The 11648-nt window shown below is 34.8% G+C and carries 12 protein-coding genes and 1 pseudogene; 12 read left to right on the forward strand and 1 reads right to left on the reverse strand.

Going from position 1 to position 11648, the window contains the following annotated elements; translation table 11 throughout:
* Positions 1–13: 13 nt before the first annotated feature.
* Positions 14–1246 carry a glutamate-5-semialdehyde dehydrogenase gene (locus Q0X52_RS06995; protein ID WP_297576374.1) on the reverse strand — a complete coding sequence of 411 codons (1233 nt, stop codon included), beginning with the start codon at positions 1244–1246 and terminating at the stop codon, positions 14–16.
* A 77-nt stretch (positions 1247–1323) separates the two neighbouring features.
* Here Q0X52_RS06995 and Q0X52_RS07000 point away from each other — a divergent pair, with 77 nt between their 5' ends.
* The 12 genes and pseudogenes from Q0X52_RS07000 to Q0X52_RS07055 form a co-directional block, all read left to right on the forward strand.
* Positions 1324–2289 carry an NAD(P)-binding domain-containing protein gene (locus Q0X52_RS07000; RefSeq protein ID WP_297576377.1) on the forward strand — a complete coding sequence of 322 codons (966 nt, stop codon included), beginning with the start codon at positions 1324–1326 and terminating at the stop codon, positions 2287–2289.
* 65 nt (positions 2290–2354) lie between these two features.
* Positions 2355–2975 carry a methyltransferase gene (locus Q0X52_RS07005; protein WP_297576379.1) on the forward strand — a complete coding sequence of 207 codons (621 nt, stop codon included), beginning with the start codon at positions 2355–2357 and terminating at the stop codon, positions 2973–2975.
* A complete protein-coding gene (locus Q0X52_RS07010; protein WP_297576408.1) occupies positions 2968–3339 on the forward strand; it encodes a YkgJ family cysteine cluster protein in 372 nt (123 codons plus the stop codon). Before Q0X52_RS07005 ends, Q0X52_RS07010 begins: the two co-directional genes overlap by 8 nt.
* Entirely contained in the window at positions 3315–4580 is a 1266-nt protein-coding gene (locus Q0X52_RS07015) for a hypothetical protein (protein ID WP_297576381.1), read from the forward strand. Before Q0X52_RS07010 ends, Q0X52_RS07015 begins: the two co-directional genes overlap by 25 nt.
* Positions 4577–5362 (forward strand): indole-3-glycerol phosphate synthase TrpC, encoded by a 786-nt coding sequence (trpC, locus tag Q0X52_RS07020; protein ID WP_297576383.1) that lies wholly within the window; start codon positions 4577–4579, stop codon positions 5360–5362. The genes Q0X52_RS07015 and trpC overlap by 4 nt, the downstream gene beginning before the upstream one ends.
* A complete protein-coding gene (locus tag Q0X52_RS07025) occupies positions 5362–5865 on the forward strand; it encodes an HIT domain-containing protein (RefSeq protein ID WP_297576385.1) in 504 nt (167 codons plus the stop codon). Before trpC ends, Q0X52_RS07025 begins: the two co-directional genes overlap by 1 nt.
* Complete coding sequence (locus Q0X52_RS07030; RefSeq protein WP_297576388.1) at positions 5866–6879, forward strand: bifunctional 3,4-dihydroxy-2-butanone 4-phosphate synthase/GTP cyclohydrolase II; 1014 nt, start codon at positions 5866–5868, stop codon at positions 6877–6879.
* A 3-nt stretch (positions 6880–6882) separates the two neighbouring features.
* Positions 6883–8064 carry a DNA polymerase IV gene (locus Q0X52_RS07035; protein WP_297576390.1) on the forward strand — a complete coding sequence of 394 codons (1182 nt, stop codon included), beginning with the start codon at positions 6883–6885 and terminating at the stop codon, positions 8062–8064.
* Between the two features lie 459 nt (positions 8065–8523).
* Positions 8524–9726 (forward strand): calcium-binding protein, encoded by a 1203-nt coding sequence (locus tag Q0X52_RS07040; RefSeq protein WP_297576392.1) that lies wholly within the window; start codon positions 8524–8526, stop codon positions 9724–9726.
* Between the two features lie 99 nt (positions 9727–9825).
* Complete coding sequence (locus tag Q0X52_RS07045; RefSeq protein WP_297576394.1) at positions 9826–10701, forward strand: hypothetical protein; 876 nt, start codon at positions 9826–9828, stop codon at positions 10699–10701.
* A 37-nt stretch (positions 10702–10738) separates the two neighbouring features.
* Positions 10739–11083: a hypothetical protein gene (locus tag Q0X52_RS07050; protein ID WP_297576410.1), complete on the forward strand. Its 345-nt coding sequence runs from the start codon at positions 10739–10741 to the stop codon at positions 11081–11083.
* Positions 11084–11148: 65 nt separating this feature from the next.
* Positions 11149–11648: pseudogene (locus tag Q0X52_RS07055) on the forward strand (hypothetical protein); the annotation flags it as partial.

The raw sequence follows: 11648 nt of genomic DNA on the forward strand, positions 1-11648 counted from the left end.
GGGGCAGAGCAGGTTATTGCCTGCTTTGCCAATCCCCTCTTACTATGTATTTGTAGGTGGTAAGCTCATTTAGCCCAACAGGACCTCTTGCGTGAAGTTTGTTGGTACTAATGCCAATCTCTCCACCAAAACCAAACTCATATCCATCGCTAAAACGTGTTGAGGCATTGACATACAAACATGCGCTATCAAGAGCGTTTAGAAACTTTTCTATAGCTTCGTGGTTGTTGCTACAAATCGCCTCGCTATGAAGTGAGCTATATTTTTTGATGTGAGCTATCGCCTCATCTACACCTTTAACCAACTTGATATTTATCTCATAGTCTAGATACTCAGAACAAAATGAGTTGTCTTTTAGCTCTTTGGCTTCTATTATCTTTTGTACCTCTTTGTCTGCATAAATTTGACCCTTAAACTTATCAAACTCCCTTTTGAAAAGTGGCAAAAACAAAGTCGCTATCTCTTCATCTACCAAAAGTGTCTCAATGGCGTTGCATACGGCTGGACGTTGTGCTTTGGCGTTGATGGCTATCTCGACTGATTTATCTATGCAAGCACTTTTTTCTATATAGAGATGACAAATCCCCTCATCATGTTTTAAAAGCGGAATTGTGCTGTTTTGTGCTATAAATTTAACCAAAGAGCTACTTCCTCTAGGAATAATAACATCGATATATCTATCCATCGTCAAAAGCTCTTTTACCTGCTCTCTATCGATATCTAAAAATGTGACTATATTTGGATCTATATTGCAAGCTTTAATGGCAATTTTTATGGAGTTTATGATGGCAGTATTTGAGTTTATTGCCTCTTTTCCGCCTTTTAAAACTATGGCATTTGAGCTTTTAAGGCTAAGTCCTACAACTTCTGTTGTGACATTGGGTCTTGATTCGTAGATAAGAGCGATGACGCCTATTGGTATGGAGATCTTTTCAAAACTTAGCCCATTTTCTGCTACCCAACCATCAAGAACTCTACCTACAGGATCTTTTTGATTGGCAATTGAGTTTAGAGAGGCTATCATTGAGTCTATGGTGCTGTTTTTTAGAGTTAGCCTATCTATCAAAGCGCTTGAGAGAGCTTGATTGGTTGCATTTTCTATATCTTTTTTGTTTGCCTCTAAGATAGCTTTTCTATCTTTGTCAATGTGTGCTGCTATCTCTCTTATGAGCTCTGTTTTTAGAGCAGGTTTTAGCTCTCTTAGGGTGGCACTCGCCTCTTTTGTAGCTTTGAGTAAATTAGTCATATTTTTACCTTTGTCATAATTAGTTTGTTAGCTTAATAATACTATAATTGCCTAAATAAATATGATAAAGGGAAGATATGAAAAGCTCTTATGATGTCATAGTAGTAGGCGGAGGACCTTGTGGGATTGCCTCCGTTGTTGAGGCGAAAACTATGGGACTTGATTCTGTTTTGTTACTTGAAAAAGGCGATAACCACTCACAAACCATAAGACAGTTTTATAAGGAGAACAAAAGGGTAGATAAGGAGTATAAGGGCTTTGATAGTCAAACTCATGGCAATGTTGCTTTTGAGCCAGGGACAAAAGAGAGCACGCTTGATTATTTTGACAATCTTTTAGATACAGATCAGGTAGATACCTCTTTTAAAAGTGAGGTTGAAAAGGTCGAAAAGAAAGATGGTATCTTTTATGTAAGCACTCCAAATGCTAGTTATAAAGGCAAAAATGTCATTATTTGTATCGGTAGAATGGGCAGACCAAACAGACCTGACTATAAAATACCACCATCACTAAATCAAGTTGTAAATTTCAACCTTGACAAATGTGGGCAAAATGAGAAAATTTTGGTAGTTGGAGGTGGCAATTCAGCCATAGAGTATGCCATAGCGCTTTGTAAAGGCAACATCGTAACGCTTTGCTATAGAAGAGATAAATTTACAAGGCTAAATTTGACAAATGAAAAAGCAATAGCCCATGAGGTTAAGTATGGCAACATCTTTTTGCGTCTTTCAAGCGACATTGAGAGTTTGGAGAATGAGTCTGGAAAGGTTCTTGTAAATTTCAAAGAGGGCGGCTGTATAGTTTATGATAGGGTAGTTTATGCAATTGGTGGCACAACTCCAGTTGATTTTTTGAAAAATTGCGGAATTATGCTAAATGAAAAAAATATACCAATAGTTGATGAAAACAACGAAACTGCAACAAAAGGGCTTTATGTAGGCGGGGATTTGATTACTAGGACGGGCGGTTCTATCGTAGTTGCGCTCAATCACGCTCATACTATCATAGAAAATATTATCCACTCTAAAAAGGCTAAAATCTGAAAATTTATCAGCTAAAAAAGGGTTATAGATATAACACCGATACAGTGCTTCTTTATGGATTTGTTATGCCAAATCGCCTATTTGGCGATGTTTTGGAGGTTGGATGTGGGAGTGGGGTTATTGGACTACTGTTAAAAAAAGAGTTTGATATAAACTTAACCATGATAGATATACAAGAGATTAATGTCTCTTTGGCTAAGAAAAATGCCTTAAATTTGGGCTATGAGTGTGAGATTTTGCAAGAGGATTTTAGGAGTTTTAAAAGTGAGTTTAAATTTGACTTTATCATCTCCAATCCGCCATATTATGATGCAAATATAAAAAAAAGCGAAGATCTGCATCTAAATGTGAGCCGTTATAGCCATCATTTGGAGTTAGAGGAGTTTTTAAATAGTGCCAATAGAAATTTAAAGCCAAAAGGAGAGCTCTTTTTTTGTTATGATGCAAAAAAGATCGCTTCTATCTTTAATCTTTTGGCCAAATTTAAACTAACGCCAAGCGCTGTTCGTTTTATACATAGCAAAGAGGGCAAGGCTGCAAAGCTGGTTTTGGTCCATGCTAAAAAGAGCTCTCGTGCTATGTGTGAGATTTTGTCGCCTATTTTTATAAAGAGTGGCGATGAGTTTAGCAAAGAGCTGGAAGAAGTTTATAAAAAAGCAAATTTAAAGAGCTATGATGTTGATTAGAAATAGTGGTTTTAGTTATGAGTTTGACTCTAGCAAATGCGACAAATGTGGCGGGAAGTGCTGTGTTGGCGAGAGTGGTTATATTTGGATAGACAAAGATGAGATAGAGCTTTTAAGAAAAGAGCTTGAGCTTGATTTTGATGAGTTTAGTAAAAAATACCTTTTTAAGGTAGGATATAGATATAGCATAAAAGAAAAGCCATATGAAGATGGGGTAGCTTGTCTCTTTTTTGATGAGGAGAGTAAAAACTGCTCTATCTACAAATTTAGACCCAAACAGTGCAGGACTTTCCCTTTTTGGGACTATTTTAAGAAAAATTTTAATGAACTGGAGAGAGAATGTATAGGCGTAAAATCTATTTAAAATCCTTTTTAATAGCCATCTTTTTGAATTCAACTTTAAATGCAAAGATAGATAGCATAAATTACAGCAATAGCGACGATCTTTTGATAATGCAAGCACTTGAATATCAAGATAGCAATCCGATAAAGTCTATCGATATCTACGAAAAGCTCTACAATGATACAAAAAAGAGCGAGTATTTAGAAGAGGTTATGCGACTTGCCTATGCAAATGATACAAACTTGCTAAAGCGCATTGTTGCAAGTCATCAAAAAGAGCTAGATAGTATCAAAGATAGCAAGGTGCTTTTTTATTATATTGCCTATTTGGTAGATAGCAAACAGACAACAAAGGCAAAAAAAGTTGCAAAAAACTTGATAGAGATAGATAAAAGTTCAAAAAGTTATGCTGTTTTGGCAACTATTTTAAACATTGAGATGGATTTTGAGGGCGCCTACCAAAACTACAAAATGGCATATGAGCTAGATAGTAGCGACGCTAACTTGCTAAATTTGGTCCGTTCGATGATAAAGTTAAAAAAAGTAGGCGAGGCAAGAGAGCTGCTTGAAGAACTAAAGAGCAAAAATTCCCCTACATTTGCAGTCTGCCAACTCCTAACTGAGATATACAAAAACTTGCCCGATAGTCAAAAACTTGTAGATAACTATGAAGACCTCTACAATATCACAAAAGATGAAAAATATCTTGCCTTGGCAACTGGACAGCTAGTAAAAAGTGGCGAGATTTTAAAGGCTGCAAATTTGATGTATAAGCATAAATTTGGGCTTGAAGTTGTAGTTGAGATGTATGACTCACTTGGAGATAGAAAGATGGCTTATAGTGTTGCAAAAGAGGCCTATATGGAGAGCAAAAAGCCCTATTTTTTGAGCTATATGGCGATATTTGAGTTTGAAGAGAGTTATCCAAATATTGACAAAAAAACTCTTAACTCTGTGCTTGATAAGTTTAAAAACTCAGTAAAAGAGAGCAATGAGGCGCTATTTTATAACTACTATGGTTATCTTTTGATAGATTATGATGTAGATATCAAAAAGGGGATTGAGTTTGTTGAGATGGCGTTGGAGAAAGATGAGTTCAATCCAGCCTACATCGATAGTCTTGCGTGGGGATACTATAAACTTGGAGATTGCAATATGGCTTACGATGTGCTAAATACCATAAGCAGCGACGATATCAAGGCAAACAAAGAGATAGATAAACATTTTGAAACCATTAAAAAATGTCTAAAGAGTAAAAAATGATAGTTGATAAAATAGTAGAAAAGACAAAAGAGGAACTAGAGTTAAAAAAGGCCAAAATTCCATTTGATCTTTTGGGAAGATCGCTCTCTTCCATTTCAACGGTCAAAAAAGATGTCATAACATCGCTTAAAAAAACAAATAGTGATCCCTATAAAATAATTGCTGAGATAAAAAAGGCAAGTCCTAGCAAGGGCGTCATAAGAGAGGAGTTTTATCCTGAGATGATAGCTTCATCTTATGATGAGGGCGGCGCAAATGCCATATCTGTGCTTACAGAGCCTAACTTTTTTTTGGGCGATATTAACTATTTGAGTTTGATTAAGCACTATACGACTCTTCCACTTTTAAGAAAAGATTTTATCATTGATAGATATCAAGTTTTAGAATCTGCTGTTTTTGGGGCGGATTTTATACTGCTTATTGCTGGAATTTTAAGTCAAAAAGAGCTAAAAGAGCTTGTGGATTTTGCAAGAGAGCTAAATTTAGAGGTCTTGGTTGAAGTCCATAACAGAAGTGAGATTAGAAAGGCCATCTTTGCAGGTGCCTCAATCATTGGGATAAATCATAGAGATTTAAGAGATTTTACTATGAATATGGAGCTTTGTTTTGAACTGTTGCCATCTATCCCAACTGGTAAAGTTGTTGTTGCAGAGAGTGGTTTGAGTGATAAAGAGTTTATAAAAGAGCTAAGCATGGCTGGTGTTGATGCCTTTTTGATGGGCGAGTATTTTATGAGAAAAGATGATATTAAAAGTGCTTTAGAAGAGATAAAGGAGAGATAATGAAACATCTTTATGCACCTTGGAGAAGTGTCTATTTTGACAAAAAAAGAGACGGTTGTCCCTTTTGTCTTGCTGAACTTGCAAGCGAAGATGAAGAGCGTGGAGTGCTTTTTAGAGCTAAAGAGTGCTTTGGCATAATGAATCTCTATCCTTACAATCCTGGAGCTTTTATGGTCATACCATACATCCATACAAACAGACTTGATGAGTTGAGTGATGAATGCTGGGAAGAGATGAGTGGATTTGTAAAATTGGGCGTTTTTATTGTCAAAAAATATCTAAAGGCTGATGGGGTAAATATTGGTATGAATATAGGTGAAGCAGCTGGTGCTGGCATTGCTGAGCATATCCACTACCATATCGTTCCAAGATGGTATAAAGATACTAACTTTATAACTACCATAGCAGAGACAAGAGTTGCGGGGACCTCTTTTGAGAAAATTTATTTAAAGCTCAAAAATGGCTTTGATGAAGAGATTTTAAGAAAAAATAAGGAGAATTAAATGGCATTTATAACTGTTGATGAGGCGATTGAAGAGATTAAAAATGGCAAAATGATAGTAATTGTTGATGATGAAGATAGGGAAAATGAGGGCGATTTGGTCTTTGCTGGAGCATTTTGCGATGTAGAGAAGGTAAATTTTGCAATAACTCATGCCAAAGGGGTGCTTTGTACGCCAATTAGCAAAGAGATAGCAAGTAGGTTAAATTTCTATCCAATGATCTCACACAATACTTCAGCTCACAACACCGCTTTTACAATATCAGTCGATGCAAAAGCGGCACTTACAGGAGTTAGCGCAATAGAGAGGGATATGACTATAAAACTCATTGCAAATCCCGCTTCAACCTCCAAAGAGTTTGTAGCACCAGGTCACATATTCCCACTTATCGCAAAAGATGGCGGTGTGCTTGAGCGTTTGGGTCATACAGAGGGCAGCATTGATTTGTGTAAGATGGCAGGTCTTGCGCCGATTGCTGTGATATGCGAGATTGTCAATGAGGATGGCACTATGGCAAGAAGAGATGATTTAGAGCTATTTTGTAAGAAATTTGGTATCTCTATGATATCCATCGCTCAACTTGTAGAATACCGCCTAAAAAACGAAACTCTTATCTCATTTAGTCCCAAAAAAAGCGGTTTGATAGCGGGTGTTGGGGCTCAGTATTATGACATAACAGATCATAGAGGCAATCTTCACAAAGCCTTTATTTTTGGCACTCCAAAAGATGTTTGCAATGTTAAATTTCACAAAGTTGGCAAAGATGTTGATTTTTTGACTAGTGATGGCTATGTTGATTTTATAGAGAGCTTAAAGGAGCTTTCAAAGGATGGCGGCATTTTGATTTTGCTTGACAATATGCTAGATATCGATGATAGAAGCACCATAAAAGAGTATGGCATTGGAGCTCAAATTTTGGTTCATCTAAATGTTAAAAAGATAAAAATCCTAACATCAAATACTCAAAAAGAGTTTAGCGGACTTAGCGGATTTGGGCTTGATATTGTAAATTAACGCATGATAGCCCATCTTGATCTTGACTGCTTCTTTGTTTCGGCATCTATCATTGGACATCAAGAGCTCTCTTGTAAAAATCTCGTAGTTGTAGGTGGCGGCGACAATGCTATATTTGGGCAAGAGAGCATTTATGAAGATAGCAGGATAATTTTAAGCGCCAACTACAGCGCTAGAAAATTTGGCATAAAGGCAGCTATGCCGCTTTTTTTGGCAAAAGAACTATGCAAAGAGTTGGTAGTTTTAAAGAGCGATTTTGCACTTTACAAAAGGCTATCCAAAGAGGTTTATCTCCTACTTTACTCCTACACGCCAGATATCGAGCAGGCAAGTATCGATGAGTTTTATATAGATCTTAGTGGCTCGCCTTACAAAAATGACCCTTTGAAATTTGCAAAAGAGCTTCAACAAAGGATACTAAATGAGCTTGAGCTTTGTTGCAGTATCGGCATTAGTCAAAATAAAGATATAGCCAAGTTTTGCACAACAAAGGCAAAACCATTTGGCATAATGCTTTGCAATGGCGATGAGTTTTTGGCTAAATTTGGTCTAGAGCCCATCAAGAGCTTTCCGATGGTTGGCTCAAAACTATCAGAAAAGCTCTATAAAAAGGGCGTTGTCACCATCAAAGATGCGGTAAATTCTAAATTTATCTTTGAGCAACTTGGGCAAAATGGAGTTAAAATTTACAACTCACTCATAGCAACCCCAACAACGCAGATTCAAACCGATCACAAAAGAAAGAGCATGGGCTTTTCAAGAACATTTTTACCAATAAAAAATAGAGATGAGATAAAAAGACGGCTTGCCATAATTTGTCGTCATCTTAGCTTTGATATCTATCTTTTGGATCTTCATCCCCAAACTTTCGAGCTAAAAATCCGCTATATAAATGGAGCGGTCAAAAGTAGGCGCAAAACTCAAAATGGCCTTTTTTATGAAGAGCTGCTTTGGCAAATCTCAAATGAGCTTTTAGATTTGGTTGATGACAGCAAAAACAGGGCTATAAACAAACTCTCTCTTACAGTTTCAAATTTAAAAGAGGAGGGCAAGGTGCAAAGAGACCTCTTTTTTGATGAAGAGAAAAAGGAACTTGTGGCACAAAAAGCAGTCCAAGAGCTTAGAGAAAAATATGGCGTTGATATTGTCTTTCAGGCAAAAGAGGCAGAGAGTTTTGAGAGTTAAATTGGAGGTTTAAATTTGAGTGATGAAAAAAAGAAAAACTTAGAGAGTATTTAAGAAATAATAGATCCAAAAATAGAGTAAATTTAGGTAATAGCTCTAATAATAAAGAGAATTTTAATAAAAATTTGGAAAATGATTTAAATTTGGATAATTCTCAAATTTCACACAATAAAACAAATTCACATAAAAGAGATTATGATAAAGAGCCAATTATTATAGAAAACAATGTTATCTTAGTAAATTTTATAGCACTCATTATTGGAATATTTTTTATAATAGCTATATTTTTATTTTTTAAATTGCATGAAACTACTAACTCGTCATTTGGTTCATTTTCTGGTTTAGTAGCATTTTAGTGGATACAACAAAAGGGGAAAGCGCTTTAAAGCAAGCTTTTGGATTGTTTTAGGTGACGCCGCTGTAACTGTTTTTTCTTTTACGCCTTACGGAAGAGTTATAATGTGGGGAAATCTTGCTTTATCAATATTTGACTTAGACGCATCGTCAATGTTTAAAAAAATTTATGATAGCGCTTTGGGTGATTATAAAGGTGCAGTGTTACTTGATAATGGTTTTTTACAAGTAACTATGGATGACGGAACAATCTATGCAAGACCTTTTTTGCCAAATGCTCACGGCAGTCTTTTTGGCGACACCAAAGACGATGTTATCTTTGGTGGCAACGGTAACGATATGCTGATAGGTCACGGTGGCAAAGACATACTAATCGGTGGAAACGGCAAAGATGATTATTTCGTAGATAATGGAGATATCATAAAAGACAGTGATGGAAATGGTAGAGTATTTTTAGAAAATCATCAATTAACAGGAGGAACTCAAATAGAAAAGGGTTCACAAATTTATAAAGGTAAAGACGGCACAAAGTATGAACTCAAAGGCTCAGATCTTATAATCAACGATAGCATAACAATAGAAAATTTCAGTAAAATAAGCAATGATTTAGATATAGTCTTAGTCGATATAGATGATATAGTAGTAACCATGGGAAACAATCAATCAACCGAGGGTGGCAATGGCAAACACTCAATGGAATTTAAAATAACTCTAAATAGAGCACTAAAAAAAGATGAATTTTTAGAACTAATCATAAATGAACAAAGGGTTAAATTTAAAGAAGGAGATATAGAACAAACCTATACTCATACTTGGGATGGAAATACAATCAAAGAAAAAGATAGAAAATTTGAAGTAAGTGGCATAGTAATGCAAACTTCTGAAAATTTAAATGTCCAAGCAGTCGTATCAGGTCAAGGTCTCATCAAAGACGACGACAAAGATCCAAACGATGATAAGCCAGAAACTTACGATCCACTTGCAATAGACCTTAATAATGATGGCATAAAAGGCACAAATTTAGACTATAAGATAAATTTTGACCTTGATAATAACAGCTTTAAAGAGGCTACAAGCTGGATAGATAACAATGACGCCTTTATCACCATTGATAAAAACAACAACGGCGCAATCGATAATGGTAGCGAGCTATTTGGAAACAAGAGCATCTCAAATAACGCCTATGCCTACACTAATCCAAACGCAAAAAATGGCTTTGAAGCATTAAGCGAATTTGATAGCAACAATGACGGAATAATAGATATAAATGATGAGAAATTTGCAAATTTAAATTTACTAGTTGCTTAAATTCGTAAATTTAAATTCAAACTATCAAATTTGAGTTTAAATTTGTGAATTTAGATAAATTCGTATCGTGGATAAACGATACGGCCTGAAAGGAAAATTATGGAAATAATTATATCTTTTGTCTTTGCCGCTTATGCATTTGTAAGTGGTATAATATGTGTCATCGTGTATATGATTTCAAAAAGCAATAAAGCAGTGGCTATATCTGTTGCCTTGTGTGTTTTGGTGCCATTTTACGATGTTGTTCCGACTAGGATTATCGCAAATAAATATTGCCAAATAGAGCCTAAATCAAAAATTGATAAAATTGTAGAATATCCAAAAAGTGTATATGTCAAAATTGACAACGCCAAAGTTGGTGATATAGATACTAGCTTACATTTAATAGAGGCTTTATTAGACGGAATTCATATTGAAAAAATAGCAATCGAGTGTAATAGCAAAATAACGGATAAATATAAATGCGGCAATGGAAAAGTAGAAGAAGTATATTTTGATAAAAATTCGACCCATTACACGCAATACATAAATTTAATTTCGCAATATCAAAATTTGCATACCGATGAATCAGCTCAATTTGACTTTTATAGAGAAAATGAAAAGGCTATCGAAGAAGCCAAATTTAAAATAACAAAACGCAATGAAGTGGAAAAAGATAGAGATATTATCAAAAATTACAACTATTCTATAATAATAAATAAAAGTGAAAAAATCTCTGATAGTGCATTTGAAAATTATTTTTATCATATCGTAAATGTATCTATTGTAGAAAATAAAACAGAAAAAGAGATAGCTTTTTGGAAGATGTATATTAGAAATAGAGAAGCGACTTTTATTTTTCCAGAAATATTAATGCCACATTTTGCCGATGATTACCAATTTACAAGAGAAGTATGTGGCAAAAGACAAGAGATAGAAAAAGTCTTTGATATGGATAAATGGAGCAAAGGTTTGTCTATTGATATTTATCAATAATTATTTAAAATAAAATTTTTTTATAAGGAGAAATCTAATGAATACATTAGAGCAAAACATTACGGAATTTGGGCTGTTAGCCGAAATGGCTTATTTAAATTTGCAAGATAATATTGGTTCAGAAATCAATAAATTTGTAAATAAAAAAGGTGCAAAAAGGACATTAAGTAAGAAATATAAAGTGCTTGATTATATAAATACAGAAAATGGGCTTCAAGCTTATTGTTTAAAAAATGAAAATGGCGAGTATATAATAGCATTTAGGGGAACAGATGATTTGGCTATCGACCCTTTGAGCTGGTATGGAGAAAATACGAGCCAATATAAAGAAGCTAGGAATTTTGTTGAATTCGTAAATTTAAATTCAAACTATCAAATTTGAGTTTAAATTTGTGAATTTAGATAAATTCGTATCGTGGATAAACGATACGGCCTGAAAGGAAAATTATGGAAATAATTATATCTTTTGTCTTTGCCGCTTATGCATTTGTAAGTGGTATAATATGTGTCATCGTGTATATGATTTCAAAAAGCAATAAAGCAGTGGCTATATCTGTTGCCTTGTGTGTTTTGGTGCCATTTTACGATGTTGTTCCGACTAGGATTATCGCAAATAAATATTGCCAAATAGAGCCTAAATCAAAAATTGATAAAATTGTAGAATATCCAAAAAGTGTATATGTCGAAATCAATAGTAGCGATAAAGATGAAATAATTTATAATCTCCGATTATGCGGGAAATTTGATGAAGCTATGTTGGACGGAATTCATGTTGAGAAAATGGCTGTTAATTGTTACGGCGAAATAATACAAGAAGAATTCGATACAAATTCATCAGATTATAAGCAATACATAAATTTGATTTCGCAATATCAAAATTTGCATACCGATAAATCAGCTCAATTTGACTTTTATAGAGAAAATGAAAAGGCTATCGAAGAAGCCAA

Source organism: uncultured Campylobacter sp. (assembly GCF_947255105.1).
Taxonomy (GTDB): Bacteria; Campylobacterota; Campylobacteria; order Campylobacterales; family Campylobacteraceae; genus Campylobacter_B.

Excerpts from the sequence above, each read along its gene's own strand:
- Q0X52_RS06995 (WP_297576374.1), bottom strand. The coding sequence starts at position 1,246 with ATGACTAATTTACTCAAAGCTACAAAAGAGGCGAGTGCCACCCTAAGA.
- Q0X52_RS07000 (WP_297576377.1), top strand. The coding sequence starts at position 1,324 with ATGAAAAGCTCTTATGATGTCATAGTAGTAGGCGGAGGACCTTGTGGG.
- Q0X52_RS07005 (WP_297576379.1), top strand. The coding sequence starts at position 2,355 with ATGCCAAATCGCCTATTTGGCGATGTTTTGGAGGTTGGATGTGGGAGT.
- Q0X52_RS07015 (WP_297576381.1), top strand. The coding sequence starts at position 3,315 with ATGTATAGGCGTAAAATCTATTTAAAATCCTTTTTAATAGCCATCTTT.
- trpC (WP_297576383.1), top strand. The coding sequence starts at position 4,577 with ATGATAGTTGATAAAATAGTAGAAAAGACAAAAGAGGAACTAGAGTTA.
- Q0X52_RS07025 (WP_297576385.1), top strand. The coding sequence starts at position 5,362 with ATGAAACATCTTTATGCACCTTGGAGAAGTGTCTATTTTGACAAAAAA.
- Q0X52_RS07030 (WP_297576388.1), top strand. The coding sequence starts at position 5,866 with ATGGCATTTATAACTGTTGATGAGGCGATTGAAGAGATTAAAAATGGC.
- Q0X52_RS07035 (WP_297576390.1), top strand. The coding sequence starts at position 6,883 with ATGATAGCCCATCTTGATCTTGACTGCTTCTTTGTTTCGGCATCTATC.
- Q0X52_RS07040 (WP_297576392.1), top strand. The coding sequence starts at position 8,524 with ATGTGGGGAAATCTTGCTTTATCAATATTTGACTTAGACGCATCGTCA.
- Q0X52_RS07045 (WP_297576394.1), top strand. The coding sequence starts at position 9,826 with ATGGAAATAATTATATCTTTTGTCTTTGCCGCTTATGCATTTGTAAGT.
- Q0X52_RS07050 (WP_297576410.1), top strand. The coding sequence starts at position 10,739 with ATGAATACATTAGAGCAAAACATTACGGAATTTGGGCTGTTAGCCGAA.